The organism is Brevundimonas sp. (assembly GCF_965227765.1).
GTDB lineage: Bacteria > Pseudomonadota > Alphaproteobacteria > Caulobacterales > Caulobacteraceae > Brevundimonas.
In genome coordinates this window covers 2,827,503-2,851,970 of the sequence record NZ_OZ245778.1, presented here as the reverse complement: position 1 = coordinate 2,851,970, position 24,468 = coordinate 2,827,503, and the positions used below count along the sequence as shown (strand labels likewise).

The window sequence follows — 24,468 nt, the reverse complement described above, 5'->3', positions numbered from 1 at the left end:
CCGCGTCCTCAGGGGTTGGCAGGGTTGGAGGCGGGCTTCACCGGCTCGCCTGCGAACTCGTCGGCATAGGCGGGGGCCAGCTGGGCGCGGATCGCGCTCTGGGGCACGGCGACGGCATAACTGCCGTCCGAATAGGGACCGACCTGATAGGGGCCGATCAGGAAGGTCAGCCCCCCCGCCTTGCCCGGCGTCGTGCCTTGGCTCAGGACGAAGGGCGTGTCGGCGGCCTTGGGGCAGGACCAGTCGCCGCCGGTCAGGGCCAGAGGCGTGGCTTCCGGATTTCGTTCCTTGCGGGCGACGTTGACGGCGACGCACAGGGCGCGGTCCAGGGCGGCCATGTCGGCGCCCGGGCGGAACATCTGTGCGGCGCTGATCTGGCGCTTCATCGCCTTGTCCCACAGGACGCCCGCGAACAGGGTGTTGCCGTGGGCGCCGCCGGTGAACTCATAGTCGCGTCGAGCCAGACTGATGATCTTGCCCGTCTCGACCGGGCTGTCGAAGGTGATCTGTTTCTCATAGGGGGCGACGCTTTGCCCGCCGGCCTCGGTCTTGTCCGCCTGGGCGCCCTCGGTGAACTGACGCAGATCGCGCACGGCGGTGGAATAGAGGCGGGCGTGCAGATCGGGCCAGGGCTTCACGGCCTGAGGCAGGGTCAGTTTGACGTTGGCGTAGGTGTTGGCGCTGTCGAAGGCGAAGGGTGCGGCGGCGTCGGCGGCCGTGATGGCGGGAGCGGGAGCCTCGATCGGCTGGGCCGGCACGCTTTCGTCCTTGTCGCGGTTGCAGGCGGCCAGGGTCAGCAGGGCGGCGCCCAGGACCAGGGCGATCCGGGGCGTGTTCGACGGGGCGGAGGGCATGCGGGAGGTCATGCAGGCATCCTATCAGAGGTGGGGCGCGGGGCGAGGGGTCAGATGAAACGAAGTCCGCCGGCTGCGAGAGCGAGAAGAAGGACGAAGCCAGCCTCTCGGTTCGACTTGAACAGCCTGAGGGCCAGTGCGGGATCGTCGAGGCGCAGGCTGCGCACCTGCCAGGCCAGATGCACCCCGTAGGCCGCCAGCACGACATAGAACAAAGGACCCAGCCAGGCGCTGAACCCGGCCAGAGCCGCCAGGACCAGGGCGAACAGATAGAAGAGGCCCACGCCCCCGACCGCCGATGCGCCCAGGCGTCGGGCGGAGGACTTGACCCCCACCATGGCGTCATCCTCGATGTCCTGCAGGGCGTAGATGGTGTCGTAGCCCAGGGTCCAGAACACCCCGCCGGCATAGAGCAGCAGGACGGGCAGGGTGTCGGTCCAGGTCCAGACCGGCGCCAGTGCGCCGGTGACGGCTCCCGCCTCGACCGCGCGAGCCACGAACCCGGTCGCTGCGACGCCCGCAGCCGCTGCAAAGCCCATCAGAGCACCCCAGTTGAAGGTCAGGCCCAGCCAGGCCTGAGGCCACCAGGTGATGCGCTTCATGAAGGGATAGGCCGCGACCAGCCCAAGCGACGCGACGCCCAGCGCAATGGCTGGCAGGCCCAGGGTCAGCAGGATCGCCAAGCTGATCAGGCTGCATCCGACAATGAAGGCCCAGGCCTGTTTCACGCTGATCCGGCCCGACGCCAGCGGTCGGGCGGCGGTGCGGGCGACCTGGGCGTCGATATCCCGGTCGATGATGTCGTTGAAGGCGCAGCCCGCAGCCCGCATCAGGCAGGCCCCGACGGCGAAACCGACGACCAGCCACAGGGTGAACAGGCCGGGCGGCTCCGAATATCGGGCGTGGGCCAGGGCGATCCCTTGCCAGCCGGGCAGCAGCAGCAGCCAGATGCCGATCGGCCGATCGAACCGGCCCAGCTTGAGCCAAGGCTTCAGCGCCTCGGGCGCATGGGCGTCGACCCAGTTCTGACCCGCATCGGGCAGGGGGGCGTCGGATTTCGGCAGGGAGGCGGGGGGCATCCGCTCCTCTTAGGCCCTTCGCAGCGGCGCGAGAAGGACGCGGCGAGCCGAAGGCTCAGGCCGTCAGGGCCGGTTCGCGGGTGCGTCCGTTGTAGCATTCGCAGGCGGTGCGCTCGAGTGCGGCGCGGTCGACGATGGTGATCTTGCCGCGCGAATAGGTGATGGCGCCGGTCTTCTGCAGTCCCTGCGCCGCCTCGTTCACGGTGGTGCGCTGCGAGCCCAGCATACTGGCCAGATATTCCTGGGTCAGGTTCAGGGTGTCGCCGTCGATCCTGTCATGACACCTCAACAGCCATTTGGCGAAACGCTGCTCGGCCCGGTGCAGGGCGTTGCAGGCGCCCGACTGCTCCAACTCGGCCTGAAGGTTCGAAGCATAGGCCGATACCACCGCGCGCAGACCCTCGCGCTCGTCGGCCAGGGCGCGCAGGCGCGAAACCTCGATGCGGCGGCACTGGCCATCGGCCTGGGCGGCCTGGCGTGAATAGCTGGTGATCGCGCCGGCTGTGGCCGCCGAAGGGTGGGTGACGCCTTCGCGCCCTACCATGAAGACCTCGACCGTCCGTCCATCCGCCATCGCGGCCACGGCGGAGATGATGCCCTTGTAAACGAAATAGACGTGCTCGACCGTGTCGCCGGGTTCGAGGAAGATCTGCCCCACCTTGAAGTCGAACGGCACAGATGCAGCAAGAAGAGCGTCGCGATCGTCAGGGGACAGGCTGTCGATCAGCGTATTGTAGGGCGAAGCAGTGGACATCATCGCCCGATAGGGGAAAGCGATACGCGCTGTCCGCCGGAAACCGACTTAACGTTTCGCGTGTGTCTGGCCATGAATGCAAAGCTTCACGACGACTGCGGTATGTCGTTTCAAAACGCCCGCCACCACTGACCAGGCGCGGATCGGACGCTGCCGACTAGGCTCAGTTATTTTGACTGTACGACGCCGTACACAGGGCGGTTTTCAGGCCCCTCTTCGGGTTGTCCGGCTCAGCGCGCCAGTCGGTCCATGTTCTTGTCTGCGCCGAAGACAACATCCTTGTCCGGCTTCGCCACCTTGGCCTCGGGGCGGCCCAGAGTTCGCAGGATGTGGCGGATGATGTTCAGCCGGGCGGTCTTCTTGTCGTCGGTCGCGATGACGGTCCAGTGCGCGTGACTGCTGTGGGTTTCGGCCAGCATCCGGTCGCGGGCCTGGGAATAGGCATCCCATCGGGTCTGCGCCTCGGCGTCCAGGGACGAGACCTTGAACGTCTTCAAAGGATCCTCGACCCGTGCTTCCAGCCGCTTGGCCTGTTCGTCCTTGGTGATGTCGAGCCACAGCTTGATGATGACGATCCCGCTGTCCGACAGCATCCGCTCGAACCGCGGCGCGTCCTTCAGGAACTGGTCCTGCTGTTCGGGCGTGCAAAAGCCCATGACCGGCTCGACCCCGCCGCGATTGTACCAGGAGCGGTTGAAGATCACGATCTCGCCTGCACTCGGCAGATGCGGGACATAGCGCTGGAAATACCACTGGCCGGTCTCGCGCTCGGTCGGCTTGGGCAGGGCGACGACGCGGGTCTGGCGGGGCGAGGCGTATTCGGTGATGCGCTTGATGGCGCCGTCCTTGCCCGCGCTGTCGCGGCCCTCGAACACGATCAGGACCTTGAGCCCCTGTTCGATGGCCCAGGCCTGGGTCTTCACCAACTCGATCTGTAGGGCTTCGAGTTCGTCCTCGTAGTCGGATTTCTTGCTCATGATCCGAGCCTGAACCCTGAAAGGCGGGACGGCAAGGCGCGGGGGGCGTCGATCAGAATCCGCAGGTCCCCGCTGACGATTCCGCGACTGGTGCGTTAAGCTCTGCCATGAAGCGTGATTTCGCCGATTTCTGGAACCTGTTGTGGGAGCTGACGCTGGGCGTCTGCGCCGTATTCGCGCTGGCCAACGCCTTTGTTCCGCATCAGGATTTGCCGTGGAAGCCGCTGGACCTGAACCGGCCGGTCGGTACGGCGACGGCCGCCAAGGTGGGGGACTTCGAACTGCCCTTCGCCGCGCCCGTGGAACAGGTCCGGGGCGCGACTGACGCCTGTATGCAGACGCTTCGGGACGCCGGCGTGCAGGTCGAGCGGGTCGAGGATCGCAGCGACGGCCAGTTCTGCGTCGCCCAGGGCCTGATCCGCATCACCGGCGGCGACGTCACCCCCCTGGCGCCTTCGGACGTGGTGATGCAGTGCCCGCTGGCCGTCCGCTACGTCATCTGGGATCGCCAGGTTCTGCGCCCTGCCGCCGCACAGATGTTGGGTTCGAAGGTCGCCCGCGTGGACAACTACGGGACCTATTCCTGCCGCCGCATCTATGGCTCGACCGTCACGACGGACCGGCCCAGCGAGCACGCGCGGGCCAACGCCCTGGATGTCGCCGGGGTCACTCTTGCGGACGGCCGGAAGGTCTCGGTGCTGGACGACTGGAGCGGTCAGGGGCCGGCGGGTGTTCCGGCGGCCGGCTTCTTGAAGCGCCTGCGCGACGGCGGCTGCCGCGTCTTTTCGACGGTGCTGACGCCCGACTACAACGCCGCCCATGCCAACCATCTGCATCTGGATGGCGCGCCCCGCAGCCTGTGCGCTCGCGGACCCTCGCCCCAGACCCGTGCTCAGGGCCAGACCCCGCCTCTAAGCAACACCCCGTAGTCGTACGGGTTTTCAGCTTGGCCGTTTCGTGCTGCCCCCTCAGCACCCGGAGGCGAATCGAATCCGGTTGACCGCTGTGGATAGACGCGAGAAAAAGGTCTCGCAGTCCGGATATTGTGCGTGGGGTCCAAACCCATGTTTCGCTCCTTCGCCTGAACGAGCCGTCCAGATGGACTGTCGGGTTTCTCCGCGTGAGAACCTGCCTGGAAAGCGCGTTTATGGAGAGCGCAGATATGGCGACCGGTACGGTCAAGTGGTTCAACCCCACTAAGGGCTTCGGCTTCATCCAGCCCGAAAGCGGCGGCGCCGATGTGTTCGTTCACATCACCGCCGTTCAGAAGGCTGGCCTCGCCGGCCTCGATGAAAACGCCAAGGTCGAATACGAGCTGGAATCCCAGCGCGGCAAGACCTCGGCCGTGAACCTCAAGGTTCTCTAAGCCACTCAGGCTTGGTTAGGCTAAGGGGTCCATCGGACCTTCAGACATTGACGGGCGCGGGTCCTTTCGGACCTGCGCCCGTTTTCGTTTGGTCGCCATCTGACGGTACGCCCGGCTTGCGGCTCGACCACTGGGCCAGGACGATGGCGGCCAGGACCAGCGCCCCGCCCAGGGCCTGGACCGGCGTCAGGGTCTCGCCGAAGATCCACCAGCTCAACAATCCGGCGACAATGGGCTGGACCAGGATGGTCACCGCCGTGACCGAGGCTGGCAGCTTGCCCAGCGCCCAGGCGACGCCGCCCTGACCTGCGACATGCATCACCCCCATGCCGACGCAGGCGCCCCATCCGGCGAGGGTCGCGGGGATCATGTCCTCGCCCAGCAGCAGGGACACGACGGCCAGGGGCGGGATGCCGATCGCCGTCGCCCACAGGGTGATCCGCATGGCGCCGGCAGTGGTCCGCGCCTGTTTCACCGCCAGGAAATAGCCCGAGTACCAGAGGGCGACCGACAGGCTGAAGATGTCGCCCAGCAGGGGGTTGGTCCCCTGTGCGCCCGAGGCGCCGGCGGCCATGGCGAAGGCCCCGCTCATGGCCAGGGCGATGGCCAGGATGAACAGGCGGGCGGGCCGTTCCTTGAACACGATCCAGCCGAACAGGGTGACCACGACCGGCGTCAGGTTGCAAAGCACCGTCGCGTTGGCGACCGAGGTCATGACGATCCCGTAGTGCCAGAAGCTGAGGTCGAGGGCGAAGAACAGGCCGGCCAGGATCATCCATTTCGACGGCCGTCCGATGCCTTCGCCGCCCCCGGCCCAGGATTTGGGCCGGGCCGTCAGAACCAGCAACAAAGGCATGGCGAAGACGAAACGCCAGAAGCCCGCCGCCGCCGGCCCGGTCTCGGTCAGTCGCACCAGGATAGGCGCCAGGCCCAGCACGCAGGCCGAGACCACGAGGACGGACAGAGCGAATGCGCGCGAGCTCGACATGGCCCGGTGCATATGCCCCTGCCGCCGCTGACGAAAGACCCGTCCCTAGAAACCCAATTCGGCCTTCAAGGCCTCCGCCGTCATTCCGGCGGCTCGCAGTTCGGTCAGGGTGACCGAGCGGTCCCGCTTGGCGTAGCGCTTGCCGTCCGGTCCCAGCAGCAGCGGGTGGTGGTGATAGACCGGGGTCGGCAGTCCCAGCAGCGCCTGAAGCAGCCTCTGGATCGAAGTCGTCTCGATCAGGTCTTCGCCGCGTACGACATGGGTGATGCCCTGCAGGGCGTCGTCGACGACCGAGGCGATGACATAGCCGGCGCCGATGTCCTTGCGGCCGATGACCATGTCGCCCAGCCGCTCGGGCGCGGCGTGCCTCAGGCCGGGATCGACACCCTCTTCGCGCCAGGTAAGGGCATTCAAGTCCCCCAGCCGGTCCCGCGCCGCAGCCAGCGAGAGCCGCCAGGCAAAGGCCTCGCCCCTCGCCAGTCGCGCCGCCTCCTCGTCCGCCCCGATCGGCCCGCCGGTGAAGGCCCAGGCGTCGACGGGATCATCCGCATGGCGCGCCATCCCGGCCAGGGCCATCAGTTCCTTACGCGTGCGAAAGCAGCGATAGAGCAGGCCCGTGTCGCGCAAACCTGACATGGCGGCCTCATATTCGGCGCGGTGTTCGGACTGACGCCGGACGGGCGCCTCCCACGCCAGACCCAGCCACTCCAGGTCTTCGAGGATCGCCGCCTCGTACTCGGGCCGACAGCGGGTGAAGTCGGTGTCCTCGATCCGCAGGATGAACCGTCCGCCCGCCGCCTGCGCCGCGTTCCACGCCGTCAGCGCCGAGAAGGCATGGCCCTTGTGCAGCAGGCCGGTCGGGGACGGCGCGAAACGGGTGACGAACATCCCCCCAGGTTAGCGGCTTGCGGACGTCAAAGTCATGTCTTGGTCCGCGACGGTTTCTCCAGCTCTGTTGACGCCGTAAGAAACCCCATGCCTGCCGCCCCCACCCCTGCCGAGATCGCCGCCGCGCGCGCTTACCTGTCCGCCGCTGATCCGGCGCTGGCGCGGGTGGATGCGCGGACGCCCGTGTTCGAGTGGCGGCTGAGGCAGGGCGGGTTCGAGAGCCTGTTGCACATGATTGTCGGTCAGCAGGTGTCCCTGGCTTCGGCCGCCGCAATCTGGGCCAGGGTCGTCGCCGGTCTGGACGATGCGGTGACGGCTCAGGCGGTGCTGGCGCGCGACATCGAGACCCTGCGCGGGATGGGCCTGTCACTGCCCAAGGCGAAATACGCCCACGAGATCGCCCGCGCCCAGATCGAGGGCCACATCGACCTGGACCGGATGGAGGACCTGGACGACGCCCGGGCCGTCGCCGCCCTCGTCGCCATCAAGGGGGTCGGTCGCTGGACCGCAGAGACCTATCTGATGTTCTGCGAGGGACGGATCGATGTGTTTCCGGGCGGCGACGTGGCCCTGCAACAAGCGCTGGGCTGGGCAGACCGCGCCGTGGTGCGACCCAATGAGAAACAGGCCTATGCTCGCGCCCGGCAATGGGCGCCCTATCGCGGGGTCGCCGCGCATCTGCTGTGGGCGTGGTATGCTGGCGTAAAGGGCGGAGAGATCGCCATGGAGGAAACCATCATGGGTACGGAGACGGCGCGGTGACGCCCCTGGTCGATCCGCAGGCGGCCATGGCCCTGGCCAATCCGTCGTCCGCTCTGGCCGTGCTGGATTTTGCGGGCGTCGCCGTCTTCGCCGCCACGGGCGCCCTGGCGGCGGCGCAACAGAGACACGACGTGGTCACCTTCGCCTTCTTCGCCGCCATCACCGGCGTGGGCGGCGGCACCCTGCGCGACCTGCTGATCGGAGCGCCGGTGTTCTGGGTGCAGGACTGGCGCTATATCGGCGTCTGTATCGCCGCCGCCTTGGCGATCTGGTTGATCGGGCGGCGCGACTGGCGGTTCCGCGCCCTGTTGTGGCTCGATGCGGCAGGTCTGGCCGCCTATGGTGTGATGGGTGCGGCGAAGGCCGAGACCTTCGGCGTCGCGCCGCTGATCTGCATCGTCATGGGCGCGCTGACGGCCTGTTTCGGCGGGATCGTGCGCGACCTTCTGGCTGGCCAACCCTCCATCCTGCTGCGCCGCGAGGTGACGGTCTCGGCGGCTCTGCTGGCGGCGACCGCCTATGTCGGCCTGCGCCTGTTAGGCATTGAAATCTGGCCTGCGGCGGTGGTGGCGGCCCTGCTGGGGTTTGGCTTGCGGGCCGGCGCCCTGGCCTGGGGCTGGAGCCTGCCGGGCTTTCCGGACGCGCCGGCGCGCTGAGGCTCCGGGCTGATAGGGCGTCTATGGGGCGTGGTCCGGTCACGGAACCGTGGCGAATGCGCCATGGCGGCGTCGTCGAATCGGGTCTAGGCTCAAGGCTCGGATAAGGAAGGAGACGCGTCTTCAGTCCTGTCGCCTTGCACACTCTGTTTCAGAGCGGGTGGACCTGATGCAGGTCCCGAACCGTCCCCCCGTTATCACGCGCGCCCCGATAGTCGCGCGTCCGCCCAGTGGCTGGCCCGCCCTGGTGTTGAACGCTGATTTCCGGCCGCTGTCCTATTATCCCCTCTCGCTCTGGCCGTGGGAGGAGGCGGTCAAGGCGGTCTATCAGGACCGGGTCGATGTCGTGTCCCACTATGACAAGGTGGTGCGCAGTCCCTCCATGGAGATGCAACTGCCCAGCGTCATCGCGCTGAAATCCTATGTCGACCAGGACCGCAGCCCCGCCTTCACTCGCTTCAATGTCTTCCTGCGCGACGGCTTCACCTGCCAGTATTGCGGCGACACGACCGAACTGACCTTCGACCACGTCGTGCCGCGTTCGAAGGGCGGCCGCACGACCTGGGAAAACATCGTCGCCGCCTGCTCGCCCTGTAACCTGAGAAAGGGCGGGCGCACGCCGCAGCAGGCGCATATGCCGATCCGCCGCCTGCCGCACCGCCCCAACGCCTATCAGCTTCAGGACGCGGGCCGCCGCTTCCCGCCCCATTTCCTGCACCAGAGCTGGCTCGACTACCTCTACTGGGACATCGAGCTGGAGCCGTAGTCAGGGGGTCTGCCTGGCCCTGTGGTCAGGCGGGGGCCTGCTGGGCATGCGGATCGGCGAGCGACTGGACCTCGGCGATGGTGCGGCGGAAAGCGGCCTCGCTGCGCCATATCAGCCAGGCGGCCAGGAACCATGCGGGCGCTCCGACCATGGCGATGGCGAAGATCAGGCCGTGGGCGCCGCCGATGGCTTCCGACAGGCCGCCGATGACCAGCGGACTCAGCCCCTGGGGCACCAGGGCGACCACGGTCATGACGCCGAAATTGCGCGCTCGCAGGTGTGGCGGGCTGATGTCCTGGATGATGCTGGGCAGGACGGACGCGGCGGCCAGGCCTGCGGCGAACTGCACCGCGACCAGGGCCAGGGCCTGCCAGGTGGCGGTGACGAAGGGCAGGAGGCCGGTCGGGGCGGCGGCGATCAGGAAGGCGATCGCGGCGATCCGGGGCGCCATCACCGAACGGTCGCCGCGCCAGAACCTTACGCAAAGGGCCGCGACCCCGACCCCGATCAGGCTGGCCGGACCGATGGCCATGCCCAGCTGAAAGCTGACGGTCGCCGGGTCGATGGCGAACAGGCGAGGCAGGGCCGTCGGCAACCAGACCAGGGTCGAGGCGATCCCGATATTGTAGGCGGCCACGGCGGCGAAGACGCAGGCCAGGGTCATCAGGTGGCGCCGCGCATAGACCAGGTATCCGCTGTCGGCGAGACGGGCCGAGAAGGCGGCGGCCGAGGCGATGGCTGCGGCGCGACTGCCCTTCAGCCTGAGGGTGGCGATCAGGATGATGAACAGCGGGCCGGGCAGGGCGACGAACAGCATTGTTGCGCGCCAGGGCTCCATGTCTCCCAGGAAGCCGGGCAGGGCGGCGCCGTGAGTGGCCAGCCAGCCGAAGGTGGCGCCCGAGATGCTCAGCCCCAGGGCGGTGCCCAGAACTGCGGCCAGGAAATAGACCAGGTTGGCGGTGGTTCGCTGTCGGCCGGGGAACAGGTCGGGAATGATGGCCCAGACGATCGGCGCCAGGCCCGCTTCGCCTACGGCGATGCCGATGGTGGAGATCAGCAGGCCTTCGAAGGTGGTCTGAAAGGCGCAGGCGGCGGTGGCGACGGACCAGATGGCGATGCCGATCGCCAGGATCAGGCGCCGGTCGAAACGGTCGGCCAGCCAGGCCACCGGATAGCTGGCCAAGGCGGCGAACAGGGCCAGACCCACGCCTTGCAGGGCGCCCAGCTGCAAGTCGGTCAGACCCAGGGATTCGCGCAGGGGCGAGGCCACGACGGCCAGGATCTGGCGGTCGACAAAGGCGAAGATGGTGACGCCGACCAGCACGGCCACGGCGAACCAGGCGGAGATGGGGGCGGGGGCTTCGGGAGTTTCGACTTCGGGGACGTCGGGCCGGGTGGTGGTGCTCAAGATGTCCCCTTTTGGGTTTCTATGCGGGCTCGGCCGCCTGCTTGGCTTCTTCTTCCGCCAGGCTGATCAGTTCGCCGGCGAGATTGGGGTCTTCGCTGGAGCAAACCCCCAAGACGAGGGCGCTGTCGCAGTCCTTGCAGACGTAGGCGTGGCCCATGGCGCTATCGAGATAGACGCCCTGTCCGGTCTGCAGGACGATGGGGGTGTAGAATTCCAGATGGACCTCGATCGTGCCCTCCAGCACGAAGACGAACTCCTCGCCCTTGTGGCGGACCGCCTCGCCGAACTCGGCGATGTCCTGGGTGTGGACGCGGGTGATGATTGGCACCATCCGCTTCTGACGAAGGTCGGCGCACAGGTATTCGTAGTCGTAGTTCGGCGTCTTGATGTGAACCGAGTTGCCCGTCGTGGTCAGGCTCCGACGCCCCATCACAGGCGGCGCCGCGCCGGATCCAGCGGCCGGTTCGCCCTGGGCCAGGAACTCGGCCATGCTCAGTCCCAGCCGAGAGGTGAACTGCTGCAGCTTGTCGTAGGTCAGCGACAGCTTGTCCGTCTCGACCTTGGCCAGTGTGGAAAGGGGTATGCCGACGACGGCGCTCATTTCGCGCAGGGTCCAGCCGTTGCGCTGGCGCACGATCCGGATCAGGCCGCCCAAGGTGCTGCTGTCGTTGCTCATCATGTCCCGCCCGTCCGGCATCGCGCCGGATCATGTCCTTCGAGGCTCGCGGCTGGCCACGACCTCGATCTCTACTCGCGCATTCGGTAGCACGAGCTGAGAAACGACGCACGAGCGGGCGGGAAAGGGCGCGGGCAGGCGCGCGGCATAGACGGCGTTGAAGGCGGCGAAGTCCGCAGGGTCGGTCAGCCAGACCGTCGCCTTGACCACATGATCCAGGCTCAGCCCAGCGTCTTGCAACAGGGCGTGGATGGCGTCGAATGTGGTTTCGGTCTGGGCGGTGATGTCGCCTTCGATCCTGCCGTCGACCAGGGCCAGCTGACCCGAGGCGAAGACCAGACCGCCGGTCTCGACCGCTGCAGACAGGGGCAACACCTGCCCGCCAGGGCCGATGATGGGTTTGCCATGAATCTTCATTGGGCGGCCTTTCTCAGTCCCGGCGTCACATCGAGGAAGCGGCTGGGCGACAGGTCTGCGGCGCTGACGCCTTCCTGGGCGACATCGACGGGCAGGGCCTGGCCGCGCGCCAGGGCTGCGGCGGTCCGGGCCCAGGCCGGGGCGGTCTGGATGCCGTAGCCACCCTGACCGACTGACCAGAACAGACCCTCGACCTCGGGATCGAAACCGATGACCGGGGCGCGATCGGGCGCAAAGGTGCGCAGGCCGGCCCAGCTGTGGTTCACCCGTTCGACCTCCAGATTCAGCGCGGCCTGGACCCGATCTACGCCGATGGCGATGTCGAGTTCTTCGGGCTGGGCGTCGCAGGGTGGGACCAGGGTCTCGTCGGCGGGGGACAGCAGCAGCTTGCCGGCGTCGGGCTTGAAGTAGAATTCCTCGTCCACATCGATCACCGCGGGCCAGGCCGCGATGTCGACGCCTGCGGGCGGATCGACCAGAATGGCAGTGCGGCGCAGCGCCTGAAGACCGATGGCCTGGGCCCCGACGCTCTCGGCGACCAGATCGCCCCAGGCCCCTGCGGCGTTGACCAGGACTGGCGCAGTAACGGTCTGCGTCGGCAGATTGATGCTCCAGACATCGCCGGTCCGCGTGATCTCAGGATCGCCAACGTCCGTCAGCAGGAACGCGCCGCGCGCCTTTGCGGCCCGCAGATAGCCCTGGTGCAGGGCGTCAACGTCGATGTCCTTGGCGTCATGATCCATGGCGGCGCCGGAGACATAGCTGGCCCGCAGCAGGGGGATGGTGTCCAGCACCTCGGCGACATCGACCCGGTCGATGGACCCGCCCGAGCGGCGAACGTCGCCGATCATGACGTCCAGATAATCGAGCTGGCTCTTGGTGGCGATGTAGAGCACGCCGCGTCGCGTGAGGAGCGGGTCCTGGGTGAACCCGTCAGGCGGCAGGATGAAGAAGTCGCGGCTGGCGCGGGTCAGGGCGCGGATGGCGCGGCCGCCATAGCTGGGCGCGAACAGGGCGGCCGACCGGCCCGTGGCGTGTTGACCGGCCTGGGTCTCGCGCTCGATCAGACAGACCCGAGCGCCGTCGGCCAGCTCGTAGGCGACCGATGCGCCGGCCATGCCCGCGCCCACCACGATGTAATCGTATTCCATTCCGTCCAAAACCCTGAAGCCGAACATCCTGTGGACCGAAAGCCCATTCAGGTTGTCCAAATCCTGAACCAGGCCGCGTGTCTATTGCAAGAGACTTTTTCTCTTGACAGAAACTCGCCGGGGTTGATTGATGACGCATCACATCGGGGGTCTCACCATGACGAACGTCTGTCGTAACCATCGCAAGCTGCTCGGTCTGGCCACTCTGATGGCCTCCAGCGCCCTGGTCTCTGCGGGGTTGGGCGTCACGCCTGTCCGGGCCCAGGATGCGGCGGCGACCGTGGTCGGGGATGTCATCGTCACCGCCCAGAAGCGTGAGGAGCGGGCCAGCGAGACCCCCCTGTCCCTCTCGGTCCTGACCGGCGAAGGTCTTCAGGCGGGCGGCGCGCTGCAGCTTTCCGACATCGCCGCGACCGTACCCAGCCTGTCCTTCACATCGAACGGCGTCGGTCAGGGTCAGGTGAATCTGCGCGGCGTCACGACGGGTCTGAATGTTGGCTCCACCGTCGGCATCTATGTCGATGAAGTGCCCTATGGCTCGAGCACCTCGTTTGCGGCGGCGGCCCAGCTGGCCCTCGATGTCGGGCTGTTCGACATCGATCGGGTGGAAATCCTGCGCGGACCCCAAGGCACCCTGTACGGCGCCAGCACTATGGGCGGCCTGCTCAAGTACGTCACCCAGGCGCCCGATCCGGCGCGGTTCTCCGGCGGCCTTCGCACGGGCGTCTCCACCACGGCTCATGGAGGCGTCGGCTACGACGCCGCCGGCTCGGTGAACGCCCCGTTTGCGGACGGCGCAGCAGCGGTCAGGGTCAACGGCTTCTATACCCACGACGGCGGCTTCATCGACAATGTCCAGACAGGCGATGACGATGTGAACCAGTCGGATGTCTATGGCGGCCGTGTGGACCTTCTGTTCAATCCGACCGACGCCCTGTCCGTGCGGCTGACCGCCTTCGCTCAGGAGATCGACCGCGACGGATCGGGCGCCTCCGACTTCAATCCCGCGACCAACCGACCCGTGGATGGCGAGTATGATCAGCGCCGTTTCGATGAGCCTTTCGAGCAGTCGTTCCGACTGGCAAGCGCCGTCGTCGGTTATGATTTCGGTCCCGTTCAGCTGACCTCTGTCACCAGCTACCAGACCAGCGACGTGGACTATGTGACCGATGTCTCGGCCCTGTACGTGCCGCTGCTGGGCGGCTTTGGACTGTCCCTTGGATCGACGCTTCTGGTCAAGGAAGTCGACACCGACAAGTTCACCCAGGAAGCCCGGCTGGCGGGCAGCGCCGGCGCCTTCGACTGGATCGTCGGCGGTTTCTACACGCGCGAAGAAAGCTTCCAGCTTCAGACCCTGCCCGCGACGGACCCGACCGGAGCGCCTTTCCCGCTGAATCTGCTCAGGGCTGAACTCCCGAGTCTCTACGAAGAGACGGCCGCCTTCGGTACGGTCACCTGGCACGTCACCGATCGCCTCGATCTCTCCGGTGGGCTGCGGTATGCGGCCAATGAACAGACCTATGAGCAGAACGCATCCGGCCTGCTCGGCGGTCCGGCGCCCAAGCGCAGTTCGGACGAAGACGTCACCACCTATCTGGCCAACGCCCGCTATCGGGTGGCCGACAACGCCATCGTCTATGCCCGCTACGCCACCGGCTATCGTCCGGGCGGCCCCAACATGGTGCTGAACGACCCGGTGACGGGCGATCCTCTGGCGCCGCCGACGTTCGATGCCGACAGCCTCGACAGCTACGAGGTTGGTTACAAGGCCAGCACGCCCGATGGTCGTTTCAGCATCGACGCCAGCGCCTATTACATTGATTGGCAGGACCTGCAGATCGTCGCCCTGCGCAACGGCGTGGGCGTCGTCGCCAACGCCGGCTCCGCAGCCATCAAGGGCGGAGAACTGACCCTGACTGCGCGGCCTGTCCCGGCCCTGACCCTGGTTGGCAGCCTGGCCCTCACCGATGCAGAACTGGCCGAGGACGCTCCCGACCTGGGCGGGCGCAAGGGCGCCAGCCTGCCCGACACGCCCGATGTCACCGTCGCGCTGTCGGCCGACTATGGCTTCTCGTTCAAGGGTCGTGACGCCGATATCGGGGCCACCCTGCGCCACGTCGGCGACCGGGTCGCAAGCTTCGATCAGAGCCCCGGCACGCCTCAGCACCAACTGCCCGACTACACCACCCTTGACCTTCGGGCGGGCCTGGATTTCGGCGGCGTCCGCGCCCAGTTGTATGTCCGCAATCTGTTCGACACCTTCGGCGAACTGTCCGCCCTGACCAGTTTCTCGGTCGCCGGCGGCCCGATCCAGGTCACCCCGGTGCGGCCCCGGACCATGGGTCTGACCCTGACCAAGCGCTTCTAGTTTCAGTGGAGTCCCCCATGTCCGACACACCCGTCACGGTCGACGCCGCCACGATCGACGCCATATTCGCCGCATACGACACGAGCCATTCACCCGGTGTCGCGGTGGGGATCGCGGTCGGGGGCAAGCCCGTCTATCGCAAGGCCTTCGGTCTCGCCAGCGTCGAGCTGAACCAGACCCTCTCGCCCGGCATACGGATGCGGATCGGCTCGACGTCCAAGCATTTCGCCGCCCTGGCCTATATGCTGCTGGTCGAGGAGGGGCGGGCTTCGCTGGAAGACCCGGTGCGCAAGCATATCCCCGAACTGTCGCCTGCGGTCGCCGATGGCGTCACCATGCGCCAGCTGATGAGCCACACCAGCGGCCTGCGCTGCTCCTTGGATCTGTCGATGCAGCTGAACGGCATGGGGCATTACATGTCCCACGCCGACACCCTGGATCTGTTCGCCAATCAGGATGCCGTCAACTTCGCGCCCGAGACCTCGTGGTCGTACAACAACGGCGGCTATACGGCTCTGAGCATCGCCATCGAGCGGATCGAAGGCCGTCCGATGGAGGCGGTGCTCCAGGACCGCATCTTCACCCCCCTGGGCATGAACGACACCCTGGTGCGACGCGTGGACACCGATTTCGTGCCCAACAGCGCGACCCTGCATATGCTGGGGGCGAACGGCGCCTTCACCAAGGAATACATGGGCATGGAGGTGACCGGCGAGGGCGGCATGGCCTCCACCGTGGACGATATGCTGCGCTGGATGGCGCATATGGACCGTCCGGTCCTGGGCTCGGCCGAGACCTGGGCGGCAATGAAGTCGCCCTATATCCTCAAGAGCGGCTATTCGACCCGATACGCCCTGGGGCTGTCGGTCGGCGAGTATCGCGGCCAAGCCACCATCGAGCATGGCGGCACGGTGATGGGCGGCGGCTGTCAGATGATCAAGGTGCTGGATGCAGGCCTGGACATCATCCTCATCACCAACCGGGCGGGCGTGGACACCATGAGCCTGGCCGACCGGATCATCGACGCCTGCGTCGCCGACCTGGGGCCGCCGCTGGAAGACGTGGCGGGGACCAATATCACAGGTCTCTATTACGACCCCGAGACCGGCTCGACGCTGCAACTGCTGGAGCACGGCGGTCGTCAGCTGATCGGTCTGGGCGGCGCCACCCTGCCTGCGCGCCGTGACGCTGAGGGCAAGCTGCATTCCGCCTATCGAATCTTCGACGCCGTGGTGGAGGCGCCGCCCGGCGATCCGGCGCCCAAGCAACTGACCTATAGCCAGTGGGGCAAGCCCGAGGTGTTGACGCGGCTGGAGCCGGGGGCCAGGCCGGACATGGCCGCTCGCGCCGGCGTCTATGCCTCGGCCTCGACCGGCACCAGCGGCGTCCTCGCGGTGGACGGCGACCAGACGACTCTGACCTTCACGGGCCGGTGGAATACAGTCCGCTACAGCCTCACATACATGGGCGCATCCCTGTGGCGCGCGACCTCGATCAACATGGCGCATTTCGGACTGGGCGGCTTCGTGGAGTTCGACACGGACGGCGACGGCTTCGCCTTCAGCGCCGGTCGCACCCGTCGCCTGCGCTTCGAGCGGGGTGGTCTGACGAACCTCGACGCAACTCCCTCAGACGGGGCCGCGGCTCCTCGCAGCGGCGCCTATGTCGCGGGCAAGACCAGCGCTGTCGTCGAGACCGGCGCGGGTGCGACCACCCTGGCCTTTACCGCCGAACGCCGCGCCTTTGACTTCGGCAATGGCTGGCGGCGCATGAAGCTGCGGCTCGAACCTCTGGGCGACCGGATGTGGAAGGCCGTAGTCCAGGGCGGTCAGCGAGACGGACGCGCCGAAGGCTACGTCGAGGTCGAGGACGGTGGCCGCAGCTTCGCCTTCGTCCCCCGCTCGGGCCGCCGCCTGCGCTTCCAGTGGTCCCAGGCATGAGCAGATCCCGGCTGCGGGTCTTCGTCGGCTCGCTCTCGCATGAGACCAACAGCTTTTCGCCCCTGCCAACCAGCCTGCGTGCGTTCGAGGCCGACATCCTGCACCGACAGGGGGACGCCGCGACCCTGCCTCAGGCGCTGACCTTCCCCGCCTATGGCGACGCTGTCGAACTGGGCGAGGCGAGGGGCCATGAGGTCGTCGCCGGCCTGTGCGCCTGGACCCAGCCGTCCGGCCCCCTGCCGCGTCCCGTCTATGAAGGCCTGCGCGCCGAACTGCTGGACGGGATCGCGGCGGCAAGGCCCGATCTCGTCATCCTGGTCCTGCACGGGGCCATGATGGCCGATGGCTATGACGACTGCGAGGGCGATATCCTGGCGCGCGCCCGAGCTGTGATCGGCGACAAGATTCCGCTGGGCGTCATCCTTGATCTGCACGCCAATCTGACCACGACCATGACCGACAGCGCGACGATGGTGATCGGCTGCAAGGAATATCCCCACACCGACTACCGCGAGCGGGTGGGCGAACTCTACGACCTGCTGGAGCGCACCGCGCGAGGCGAGATCTCACCCCGCTCGGTCCTGCGCCGTGGTCCGCTGGTCGGGCCGATCGGCACGACGGACGAGCCAATGCGCGGCTTCGTCGACGGCCTGATCGCGCGCGAGAGCAGGGACGGCCTTCTGTCCCTGTCGATGATGCACGGCTTCCCCTGGTCCGACAGCCCGCACACCGGCTCGGTCGCCCTGGTCGTCCATGACGGTTCGCAGCCCGATGTCGCCGAGGCGGCGGCGGACGCCATGGTGGCCCGCTTCACCCAGATATGCGCCGGCGCATCCGCAGGCCGCACACGCGGCATCGACGACATCCTGGGCGAGGCGGGGCGGACCCTGACCAACGCCGGACCGACGGTCGTCGCCGATGGGGCCGACAATCCCGGCGGCGGCGCGGGCTGCGACAGCACCTTCATCCTCAAGGCTCTGATCGACCGCAACGCGACCGACGCGGCCCTGGGCATGATCTGGGACCCCCAGGCGGCCCTGATCGCCGCAGACGCCGGCGTCGGCGCACGGCTTCCGCTGCGGATCGGCGGCAAGATCGGCCCCATGTCGGGCGCGCCCGTCGATGCCGAAGTCGAGGTGCTCTGCGTGCGTGAGGACGCCTTGCAGCGTGGCCTGACGGGCAAGCTCAGCGAGCCCCTGGGCCTGGCCGTCGCCGTCAGGATCGGCGGGATCGATGTCGTCATCAACTCGATCCGGCAGCAGGTCTTCTCGCCCGAATGCTTCACCGCCCTAGGCATCGATCTGGCGGCGAAGCGGCTGGTCGTGGTCAAGTCGACCCAGCACTATCAGGCCGCGTTCGCGCCGGTCGCGGGGGCGACCCTCTACTGCAATGCGCCCGGATCGTTGAACATGGACCTGACGACCCTGCCGTACCGCAAGCTGGTGCTTTCGAACTAGGCTGCCGTGGGTTGGGCCGAAGGTTAAGCCTTCAATTCGCCGCCATCCGCCTCTAACGGAACGGGCGAACGTGCACGCCGTTGAGCAGCGCGACCTCGCCCCCATCCTAAGAGACCAGTCCCCGCCCATGAAGCTGCGCGTCCGTTGTGAATTGGTCTATCGGTTCGACCCGCCGACCGACGCCATCTATCAGATCGAGGTCGCCCACTGGCCGGGCCAGGAGATCCTCGAAGAGACCCTGACCACCTCGCCCCAGGTGACCTTTCACGAGGACAAGGACGCCGAGTTCGGCGCCCGCACCCTGAGGGCGCACCTCCAGGGTGATGTGCGGCTGGTCTACGAGGCGGTAGTCGAGAACGGCCTGCTCCAGGGTCTGCCGCCCGGTGTGTCCCAGCACGACTGGAACGACCTCCCTGCGGAGGTGCTGACCTATCTGTTGCCTAGCCGCTACTGCCCGTCAGACCAGTTCGGCCGCTTCGTCCAGCGTCAGTTCGGCGAGACATCCGGCGGCGAGCGCGTGCTGGCTATCCTGGGCTGGATCACCGAACACGTCGATTACGAACACGGCGTCTCGGACAGCGAGACCACGGCGGCGCGGACCTTTATCGACCGTGCCGGGGTGTGCCGCGACTTCACTCACCTGGGCATCACCCTGTGCCGCGCCTCGGGCATCCCCGCCCGCGCAGTCAGCGCCTACGCCCACCAGCTTCAGCCGCCGGATTTCCACGCCATCTTCGAGGTCTATCTGGACAACGGCTGGTGGCTGGTCGACCCGACCGGCCTGGCCCCGATCGAAGGACTGGTGCGCATCGCCTGCGGCCGCGACGCCGCCGACATCGCCTTCTTGAGCACCCAGGGCGCCTGCAAGATGATCTCGCAGTCCATCACGGCCGAGGCGGCCTAGGGGCCGGCCTTAGCGATTGGCGCTGCGCCAGGCCTGGGAGCGGTCGACGGCGTCGTCCTGGCGCAGGACCTTGTTCCTGGGGTCGATGACCACGAGGGCGCCCGGTCGGGCCTGGACGGACCCGCGCCCGTCGCGCATCGCCAAAGTGCGCACCTGCCCATCCACCTCGACCTCGACCGGCATGGGGAAGGCACCCGCAGGCGTGCTCCAGGCCAGGTCCAGCCGGTCGCCGTTCCGTGTCTGGCTCAGGACGGGCAGGGCGGCTTCGTACAGATAGGCGTTGAAGAACCAGTCGTAGTTCCGCCCGCTGACTTGGTTCACGATGGTGTTGAAGTCGGCGGTCGTGCGCGTCTGGGGCGTGAAATTTCCAGGCCGCGGGTCGGCGCGGCCATAGACCAGGATGCGCAGGGCCTCGAAGAACTCGTTGTCGCCCAGCAGCATGTGCAGGCTGTGGGCGATCAGCGAGCCCTTGTTGTAGATGTCGCCGCCCGGTCCCTGGGAGCCGCCATAGACCTGATCGACGGTGCGGTCGGTGCGCGACACGACGGGGAACCGGTTGATCAGTCCGTCGCGCTGGTCGGCCAGTTCGCGCTGCATGTAACGGTCGCCGCGCAGCCAGCCGGCGAAAAGCGGCTGCATATAGGTGCCCAGCCCCTCGTGCAGCCACATATGGTCGGCGTTGGCGTTGGTCAGCTGGTTGGCGAACCACTCGTGCGCGAACTCGTGCTGCAGCAGGGTATCGTAACCCTCCTTGGACTGCTTATAGCCGTTGCCGTAGGCGTTGATCGTCTGGTGCTCCATGCCCAGGTAGGGCGTTTCGACCACCCCCATCTTCTCATAGCCGAAGGGGTAGGGGCCGACGACCTGTTCGAAGAAGTCCAGCATGACGGGGAACTCGGCGAACAGCCGCTGAACGTCCTCGGGCTTGTCCGACTTCAGATACCAGTAGGACATCGGGATCGTGTTGCCGAACCGGCTCTGATACGGCGCGGTCATCTCGTCATAGGGGCCGACGTTGATGTTGACCGCATAGATGTTGGGGTTCTGGACCGTCCAATTCCAGGTCGTCGTGCCGTCGCCGTTGTCCGCCTTGCTGACGAAGGTCCCGTTGGCGGGGGCGCTGACGTCGGACGGTACGGTGATGTGGATGTCCACCCGGCCCGGCTCGGCATTGGAGTTGTCGATGCAGGGGAAGATCAGGTCGCAGCCTTCCAACTGCATGGCCGTGCCGATCCAGGGTTCGCCGGTCGGCGCGGTGGACCAGACAAAGCCGCCGTCCCAGGGAGCGTGGCGCGCCGTGCGCGGCTGGCCGCCGTAGGCGATGCGCAGAGACGTGGTTTCGCCCGCAGCCAGCGGACGCGGCAGCATGATGGTCATGCGGCCCTCGGGATTGGTCCAGCCGCCTAGTGCGATGGTCTGGCCATCGACCTGCACGTCCGACACATCGAACAGGGCGTCCAGCTCGACCGATAGCCGGTCGACAGGCGCCAGAACGGCGAAGTCCAGCACCGCAACGCCACGAATGGCCTTGTCCTGAGGCAGGACGATCAGGGACAGGTCGGCCTTGTCGAAGCGCACAGCCTCCTGTTCGGGCGTGCGCGGCAGGTCGGTTTCCATCGTGAAGGCGCTGGACTGCGGGCCGCCTTGGGCATTGCGGTCCTGAGCCACGGCGGGCGAGAGCGCCACCAGGCTGGTCATCATGCCGGCGATCAGCGCGGCGCGTGTGAAGGTCTTGAACATGGCCCCAGCCTATCCGGCGATCCGGCGGGGGCAAAGCAAAAGGCGGGCAAAGAAAAAGGCCGGCGTTTCCACCGGCCTTTTCAAATCTTGCAGGAGAGGCGTCGCTTAAGCGGCGGCCAGCTCGGCGATCTTGGCCTTGACCTGGCGCTTGATCTTCTGGGCTGCGGGCGACAGCTGCTCGTCGCCGGCCTTGACGATATAGGCGTCCAGGCCGCCCTTGTAGTCCAGGGTGCGCAGAGCGGCGTTGGAGATGCGCAGGGTATAGGATTGACCCAGGGCTTCCGAAGCCAGCTTGACCTTCTTAAGCGACGGCAAAAAGCGGCGCTTGGTCTTCACATTCGAGTGGCTCACGTGATGGCCGACCATCGGGCCGATACCGGTGAGTTCGCAACGACGCGACATGACGAAATCCTTGAGACCGCTTCCGCCTCGCCTGGCGAACCAGGCTGGCGACCGCATGAAATGGAGACGCGCAAGGGAAGCCCTTGCGCGAGAGGGGGCCGTATAGAGGAAACGTCGTCGTCGCGTCAAGCCGAGTCGGTCGTCCTGCATCAGGTTGATGACGCAGCAACCGGCCTGTTCAGCGCCCGTTCAATTGCGGGCATATAGTCATGTCATCCAAGGGCGCTCCCATCGCCGCCGCTTTCCAAGGTTTCCCGATGCCAAAATTCATTAACAAGAGCGCGTTTCTGCGGATCGCCGCCGTCGTCGCCCCGGCGCTGGCGGGCGGGCTGATTCTGGCTGCGCCGTCTTCGGGACTTCAAGCCCAGACCAGTCAGCCGCCGGTCCTTCCTGGCTATTGGGAATACACCACCAGCGCCGTTGGCAGCCGCGACACCGAGCAGAAGTGCGTTCGTCCGTCCGAGATCAACCGCTTCTTCGGCGGTCTGTCGACGCGTCGATATCAGTGCACCTATCCGGTGCGCGAGGTCGGGTCGGGAAATGCCCGGTTCGAGGGAAGCTGTGTTTCGCGCAGCGGACGTCAGGTCCGGGTTCGGCTGAACGGGACCTATCAGCCCGAGAGCTTCAGCTTCCGCGGAGGCGCCTCGGTCCGCGCCGCCGGCCTGTGGAGCCCCTATATCCCCGCCACCATCACCGCCCGCCGCATCAGCGCGCAATGCCCGGCGAACGCCGAGTATTTCTGAGGACCCGTCCTCCTCCCCCGCGAGAGAGGGAGGCAAGAAAAAAGGCCCGGTGTCGCCACCGGGCCTTTTCGATATGCAGGGATCCGCGAGGGATCAGGCCGCTTCGGCCTCTTCGGCTTCTTCTTCGGCCGCAGCGGCGATGACGGCCTTCTTGGCGCTCAGCGACTTGGCCAGCAGCTTGACGGCGTCTTCCTTGTCGATGCGGTTGGCGGCGGCGACTTCGCGGGCCATCCGGTCGAGAGCCGATTCGTACAGCTGGCGTTCCGAATAGGACTGTTCCGGCTGCGAGTCGGCGCGGTGAAGGTCGCGGACGACCTCGGCGATCGAGATCAGGTCGCCCGAGTTGATCTTGGCTTCATATTCCTGAGCGCGGCGGCTCCACATCGTGCGCTTGATGCGGGCGCGGCCCTTCAGGGTCGTCAGGGCCTTGGTCACGACATCGTCGCCAGCCAGCGAACGCAGGCCGGCCGTCTTGGCCTTCTTGGTGGGGACGCGCAGGGTCATCTTCTCGTGGTCGAAGGTCACGACATAGACCTCGAGCGACATTCCGGCGATTTCCTGGACCTCGACGGCAGCAACCTTGCCGACGCCGTGCGCCGGATAGACGACCGCATCGCCAACCTTGAATTCCAGAACGCTCTTGGTTGTCATGTCATTCCTTTCCCGGACGCAAGGGTCGGGCGAACGCAGGCGCGTTCGACGCAAACGGATTCCCCGCCGCCGGACCGGCCTCTGATCGAGGCGGACCGCCGGTTGGAAATCCAGGCGTCAAAAACGGAAACGGATCACCAAACCTCTGGCCGATCCCGCCGTCATGGGCGGGATTCTGTCGCAAACACGGGCGGCGCGTCAGAAACGCGGTCCGCCCGATCCAATGTGAAGGAACATATCACAAAACGAGGCAATTTCAAAACGTCCGCCTCGGACGTTCGCAGACGCGGCACATTATGACCGCATTGCGGCAGAGCTTCAGTGCGGGGTCAGGACCCCTTGCCTGGGTTGGGGCTGAAGTGCTTCTCGAACTTGTCGGTCACTCGCTCCCAGTCCTCGCGGTCGGCGGGGGGCGTGCCCTTGACGGTGATGTTGGGCCAGACCTTGGCGTATTCGGCGTTGACCTGCAGCCACTTGCCGTCGGGCTCGTCCTCGGTGTCCGGCTTGATCGCGTCGATCGGGCATTCCGGCTCGCAGACGCCGCAGTCGATGCATTCGTCCGGCGCGATGACCAGGAAGTTCTCGCCCTCGTAGAAGCAGTCCACCGGACACACTTCGACGCAGTCCATGAACTTACATTTCACGCAGGCGTCGGTGACGATGTAGGTCATGGGGCGCGAAAATCAGGTCAGCAAAAAGAGGGAGATGGCTCGATTGAGCGAGGGGACATGACCCCGGCGCGGTCGCCTGTCAACCGAACGGTGCTGAAGGCGTTGGACAGCAAAGCTCTTGTCCTCGTGCTGATCTGCCCCATTTGCATCAGTGTCGATTGCAGTTATCCCTTCGTCCCACCGTCTTTCACCACCCATCGCCAACGGAGATTTCCATGATGAACCGTCGCCTGCTCGCCCGTTCCGCCGCCGCTACTGTGATCGCCTTCAGCCTGATCGGCGGGGTGGTCACCGCCCAGTCGGCAACCACCAAGGTTCCCGCCGAGGTTCAGGCCGGGACCTACAAGCTGGACGCCTCGCACGGCAAGATCACCTGGAAGGTCAACCACCTGGGCTTCTCTCACTACGTCGGCCAGTTCACCAACGTCTCGGCCGACCTGACGCTGGACCCGGCCAATCCATCGGCCAGCACCCTTACCGCCACCGTGCCGATCGCCGATGTCGCCCCCAATGACGACGGGCTTAAGGGCCACCTGCAGACCCCCGACTTCTTCGATGCGGCCCAGTTCCCGACCGCGACCTTCGTCGCCCGGTCGATCACCATTGACGCCGAAGACCCGACCGAGGCCGATGTGGTCGGCGACCTGACCCTGCGCGGCGTGACCAAGTCGGTGACGCTGGAGGTTCAGTTCAACCAGGCTGGTCCGTCGATGGGCAATACCTACAAGGTCGGCTTCGACGGCGAGACCACCATCAAGCGCAGCGACTTCGGCATCAGCTACGGTCTGCCCGCCGTCGGCGACGAGGTTGAGCTTCACATCGAAGGCGAGTTCGTCAAGCAGCCCTAAAG

At 66.6% G+C, this 24,468-nt stretch carries 25 protein-coding genes; 11 read left to right on the top strand and 14 right to left on the bottom strand.

Annotation, left to right across the window (positions count from 1 at the left end; translation table 11 throughout):
- Positions 1–8: 8 nt before the first annotated feature.
- The 4 genes from ACO05L_RS13630 to ppk2 all read right to left on the bottom strand — a co-directional run bounded on the left by ACO05L_RS13630 (position 9) and on the right by ppk2 (position 3,664).
- Positions 9–866, bottom strand: coding sequence for a PdaC/SigV domain-containing protein (locus tag ACO05L_RS13630; protein WP_421729707.1), 858 nt, complete (start codon positions 864–866; stop codon positions 9–11).
- Positions 867–904: 38 nt separating this feature from the next.
- Positions 905–1,933 carry a 4-hydroxybenzoate octaprenyltransferase gene (ubiA, locus tag ACO05L_RS13625; RefSeq protein ID WP_421729706.1) on the bottom strand — a complete coding sequence of 343 codons (1,029 nt, stop codon included), beginning with the start codon at positions 1,931–1,933 and terminating at the stop codon, positions 905–907.
- Between the two features lie 55 nt (positions 1,934–1,988).
- Positions 1,989–2,690, bottom strand: coding sequence for a Crp/Fnr family transcriptional regulator (locus ACO05L_RS13620; RefSeq protein ID WP_421729705.1), 702 nt, complete (start codon positions 2,688–2,690; stop codon positions 1,989–1,991).
- Between the two features lie 227 nt (positions 2,691–2,917).
- On the bottom strand, positions 2,918–3,664 hold the full coding sequence (ppk2, locus tag ACO05L_RS13615) for a polyphosphate kinase 2 (RefSeq protein WP_421729704.1): 747 nt from the start codon (positions 3,662–3,664) through the stop codon (positions 2,918–2,920).
- Between the two features lie 107 nt (positions 3,665–3,771).
- Between ppk2 and ACO05L_RS13610 the strand changes: the two genes are divergently transcribed.
- Positions 3,772–4,593 carry an extensin family protein gene (locus tag ACO05L_RS13610; protein WP_421729703.1) on the top strand — a complete coding sequence of 274 codons (822 nt, stop codon included), beginning with the start codon at positions 3,772–3,774 and terminating at the stop codon, positions 4,591–4,593.
- A 233-nt stretch (positions 4,594–4,826) separates the two neighbouring features.
- Entirely contained in the window at positions 4,827–5,030 is a 204-nt protein-coding gene (locus ACO05L_RS13605) for a cold-shock protein (protein ID WP_056099723.1), read from the top strand.
- Positions 5,031–5,070: 40 nt separating this feature from the next.
- Here ACO05L_RS13605 and ACO05L_RS13600 read toward each other — a convergent pair whose 3' ends face one another.
- Both ACO05L_RS13600 and gluQRS read right to left on the bottom strand, forming a co-directional pair.
- Entirely contained in the window at positions 5,071–6,018 is a 948-nt protein-coding gene (locus ACO05L_RS13600; RefSeq protein ID WP_421729702.1) for a DMT family transporter, read from the bottom strand.
- 45 nt (positions 6,019–6,063) lie between these two features.
- On the bottom strand, positions 6,064–6,906 hold the full coding sequence (gene gluQRS, locus ACO05L_RS13595; RefSeq protein ID WP_421729701.1) for a tRNA glutamyl-Q(34) synthetase GluQRS: 843 nt from the start codon (positions 6,904–6,906) through the stop codon (positions 6,064–6,066).
- A gap of 87 nt (positions 6,907–6,993) precedes the next feature.
- Here gluQRS and ACO05L_RS13590 point away from each other — a divergent pair, with 87 nt between their 5' ends.
- The 3 genes from ACO05L_RS13590 (at position 6,994) to ACO05L_RS13580 (ending at position 9,090) form a co-directional block, all read left to right on the top strand.
- Positions 6,994–7,668: a DNA-3-methyladenine glycosylase family protein gene (locus tag ACO05L_RS13590; RefSeq protein WP_421729700.1), complete on the top strand. Its 675-nt coding sequence runs from the start codon at positions 6,994–6,996 to the stop codon at positions 7,666–7,668.
- A complete protein-coding gene (locus ACO05L_RS13585; RefSeq protein WP_421729699.1) occupies positions 7,665–8,324 on the top strand; it encodes a trimeric intracellular cation channel family protein in 660 nt (219 codons plus the stop codon). The genes ACO05L_RS13590 and ACO05L_RS13585 overlap by 4 nt, the downstream gene beginning before the upstream one ends.
- 169 nt (positions 8,325–8,493) lie before the next feature.
- Positions 8,494–9,090, top strand: coding sequence for an HNH endonuclease (locus ACO05L_RS13580; RefSeq protein WP_421729698.1), 597 nt, complete (start codon positions 8,494–8,496; stop codon positions 9,088–9,090).
- 25 nt (positions 9,091–9,115) lie between these two features.
- On the opposite strand, the gene ACO05L_RS13575 is transcribed toward ACO05L_RS13580, so the two are convergent.
- From ACO05L_RS13575 to ACO05L_RS13560, 4 genes are read right to left on the bottom strand one after another with little or no spacing between them, the layout of a single operon-like run.
- Positions 9,116–10,498 (bottom strand): MFS transporter, encoded by a 1,383-nt coding sequence (locus ACO05L_RS13575; RefSeq protein ID WP_421729697.1) that lies wholly within the window; start codon positions 10,496–10,498, stop codon positions 9,116–9,118.
- A gap of 19 nt (positions 10,499–10,517) precedes the next feature.
- The gene (locus ACO05L_RS13570) at positions 10,518–11,177 is read right to left on the bottom strand and encodes a helix-turn-helix domain-containing protein (RefSeq protein ID WP_421729696.1); all 660 of its coding nucleotides are present in this window, start codon (positions 11,175–11,177) and stop codon (positions 10,518–10,520) included.
- A gap of 27 nt (positions 11,178–11,204) precedes the next feature.
- Positions 11,205–11,591 (bottom strand): RidA family protein, encoded by a 387-nt coding sequence (locus ACO05L_RS13565; protein WP_421729695.1) that lies wholly within the window; start codon positions 11,589–11,591, stop codon positions 11,205–11,207.
- Positions 11,588–12,742 (bottom strand): NAD(P)/FAD-dependent oxidoreductase, encoded by a 1,155-nt coding sequence (locus tag ACO05L_RS13560; protein WP_421729694.1) that lies wholly within the window; start codon positions 12,740–12,742, stop codon positions 11,588–11,590. Before ACO05L_RS13560 ends, ACO05L_RS13565 begins: the two co-directional genes overlap by 4 nt.
- Before the next feature lie 157 nt (positions 12,743–12,899).
- Between ACO05L_RS13560 and ACO05L_RS13555 the strand changes: the two genes are divergently transcribed.
- The 4 genes from ACO05L_RS13555 (at position 12,900) to ACO05L_RS13540 (ending at position 19,411) form a co-directional block, all read left to right on the top strand.
- Complete coding sequence (locus ACO05L_RS13555) at positions 12,900–15,110, top strand: TonB-dependent receptor (protein ID WP_421729693.1); 2,211 nt, start codon at positions 12,900–12,902, stop codon at positions 15,108–15,110.
- A 17-nt stretch (positions 15,111–15,127) separates the two neighbouring features.
- Positions 15,128–17,050 carry a serine hydrolase domain-containing protein gene (locus ACO05L_RS13550; protein WP_421729692.1) on the top strand — a complete coding sequence of 641 codons (1,923 nt, stop codon included), beginning with the start codon at positions 15,128–15,130 and terminating at the stop codon, positions 17,048–17,050.
- A complete protein-coding gene (locus ACO05L_RS13545) occupies positions 17,047–18,507 on the top strand; it encodes a M81 family metallopeptidase (protein ID WP_421729691.1) in 1,461 nt (486 codons plus the stop codon). Before ACO05L_RS13550 ends, ACO05L_RS13545 begins: the two co-directional genes overlap by 4 nt.
- A 127-nt stretch (positions 18,508–18,634) precedes the next feature.
- Positions 18,635–19,411, top strand: coding sequence for a transglutaminase-like domain-containing protein (locus tag ACO05L_RS13540; RefSeq protein WP_421729690.1), 777 nt, complete (start codon positions 18,635–18,637; stop codon positions 19,409–19,411).
- Between the two features lie 9 nt (positions 19,412–19,420).
- On the opposite strand, the gene ACO05L_RS13535 is transcribed toward ACO05L_RS13540, so the two are convergent.
- Together ACO05L_RS13535 and rpmB are read right to left on the bottom strand one after the other, a co-directional pair.
- On the bottom strand, positions 19,421–21,151 hold the full coding sequence (locus ACO05L_RS13535; protein WP_421729689.1) for a M1 family metallopeptidase: 1,731 nt from the start codon (positions 21,149–21,151) through the stop codon (positions 19,421–19,423).
- A 105-nt stretch (positions 21,152–21,256) separates the two neighbouring features.
- Positions 21,257–21,553, bottom strand: coding sequence for a 50S ribosomal protein L28 (gene rpmB / locus ACO05L_RS13530; RefSeq protein ID WP_421729688.1), 297 nt, complete (start codon positions 21,551–21,553; stop codon positions 21,257–21,259).
- Between the two features lie 257 nt (positions 21,554–21,810).
- Here rpmB and ACO05L_RS13525 point away from each other — a divergent pair, with 257 nt between their 5' ends.
- Complete coding sequence (locus ACO05L_RS13525; protein ID WP_421729687.1) at positions 21,811–22,296, top strand: DUF3617 domain-containing protein; 486 nt, start codon at positions 21,811–21,813, stop codon at positions 22,294–22,296.
- Between the two features lie 93 nt (positions 22,297–22,389).
- On the opposite strand, the gene ACO05L_RS13520 is transcribed toward ACO05L_RS13525, so the two are convergent.
- Positions 22,390–22,947 (bottom strand): CarD family transcriptional regulator, encoded by a 558-nt coding sequence (locus ACO05L_RS13520; protein ID WP_421729686.1) that lies wholly within the window; start codon positions 22,945–22,947, stop codon positions 22,390–22,392.
- Between the two features lie 329 nt (positions 22,948–23,276).
- Entirely contained in the window at positions 23,277–23,618 is a 342-nt protein-coding gene (gene fdxA, locus ACO05L_RS13515; protein WP_421729685.1) for a ferredoxin FdxA, read from the bottom strand.
- Between the two features lie 215 nt (positions 23,619–23,833).
- Here fdxA and ACO05L_RS13510 point away from each other — a divergent pair, with 215 nt between their 5' ends.
- A complete protein-coding gene (locus tag ACO05L_RS13510) occupies positions 23,834–24,466 on the top strand; it encodes a YceI family protein (RefSeq protein WP_421729684.1) in 633 nt (210 codons plus the stop codon).
- Positions 24,467–24,468: the final 2 nt, after the last annotated feature.

Coding starts and splice junctions, on each gene's coding strand:
- ACO05L_RS13630 (WP_421729707.1), bottom strand. CDS start 866: ATGACCTCCCGCATGCCCTCCGCCCCGTCGAACACGCCCCGGATCGCC.
- ubiA (WP_421729706.1), bottom strand. CDS start 1,933: ATGCCCCCCGCCTCCCTGCCGAAATCCGACGCCCCCCTGCCCGATGCG.
- ACO05L_RS13620 (WP_421729705.1), bottom strand. CDS start 2,690: ATGATGTCCACTGCTTCGCCCTACAATACGCTGATCGACAGCCTGTCC.
- ppk2 (WP_421729704.1), bottom strand. CDS start 3,664: ATGAGCAAGAAATCCGACTACGAGGACGAACTCGAAGCCCTACAGATC.
- ACO05L_RS13610 (WP_421729703.1), top strand. CDS start 3,772: ATGAAGCGTGATTTCGCCGATTTCTGGAACCTGTTGTGGGAGCTGACG.
- ACO05L_RS13605 (WP_056099723.1), top strand. CDS start 4,827: ATGGCGACCGGTACGGTCAAGTGGTTCAACCCCACTAAGGGCTTCGGC.
- ACO05L_RS13600 (WP_421729702.1), bottom strand. CDS start 6,018: ATGTCGAGCTCGCGCGCATTCGCTCTGTCCGTCCTCGTGGTCTCGGCC.
- gluQRS (WP_421729701.1), bottom strand. CDS start 6,906: ATGTTCGTCACCCGTTTCGCGCCGTCCCCGACCGGCCTGCTGCACAAG.
- ACO05L_RS13590 (WP_421729700.1), top strand. CDS start 6,994: ATGCCTGCCGCCCCCACCCCTGCCGAGATCGCCGCCGCGCGCGCTTAC.
- ACO05L_RS13580 (WP_421729698.1), top strand. CDS start 8,494: ATGCAGGTCCCGAACCGTCCCCCCGTTATCACGCGCGCCCCGATAGTC.
- ACO05L_RS13570 (WP_421729696.1), bottom strand. CDS start 11,177: ATGATGAGCAACGACAGCAGCACCTTGGGCGGCCTGATCCGGATCGTG.
- ACO05L_RS13565 (WP_421729695.1), bottom strand. CDS start 11,591: ATGAAGATTCATGGCAAACCCATCATCGGCCCTGGCGGGCAGGTGTTG.
- ACO05L_RS13560 (WP_421729694.1), bottom strand. CDS start 12,742: ATGGAATACGATTACATCGTGGTGGGCGCGGGCATGGCCGGCGCATCG.
- ACO05L_RS13555 (WP_421729693.1), top strand. CDS start 12,900: ATGACGAACGTCTGTCGTAACCATCGCAAGCTGCTCGGTCTGGCCACT.
- ACO05L_RS13550 (WP_421729692.1), top strand. CDS start 15,128: ATGTCCGACACACCCGTCACGGTCGACGCCGCCACGATCGACGCCATA.
- ACO05L_RS13545 (WP_421729691.1), top strand. CDS start 17,047: ATGAGCAGATCCCGGCTGCGGGTCTTCGTCGGCTCGCTCTCGCATGAG.
- ACO05L_RS13540 (WP_421729690.1), top strand. CDS start 18,635: ATGAAGCTGCGCGTCCGTTGTGAATTGGTCTATCGGTTCGACCCGCCG.
- ACO05L_RS13535 (WP_421729689.1), bottom strand. CDS start 21,151: ATGTTCAAGACCTTCACACGCGCCGCGCTGATCGCCGGCATGATGACC.
- rpmB (WP_421729688.1), bottom strand. CDS start 21,553: ATGTCGCGTCGTTGCGAACTCACCGGTATCGGCCCGATGGTCGGCCAT.
- ACO05L_RS13525 (WP_421729687.1), top strand. CDS start 21,811: ATGCCAAAATTCATTAACAAGAGCGCGTTTCTGCGGATCGCCGCCGTC.
- ACO05L_RS13520 (WP_421729686.1), bottom strand. CDS start 22,947: ATGACAACCAAGAGCGTTCTGGAATTCAAGGTTGGCGATGCGGTCGTC.
- fdxA (WP_421729685.1), bottom strand. CDS start 23,618: ATGACCTACATCGTCACCGACGCCTGCGTGAAATGTAAGTTCATGGAC.
- ACO05L_RS13510 (WP_421729684.1), top strand. CDS start 23,834: ATGATGAACCGTCGCCTGCTCGCCCGTTCCGCCGCCGCTACTGTGATC.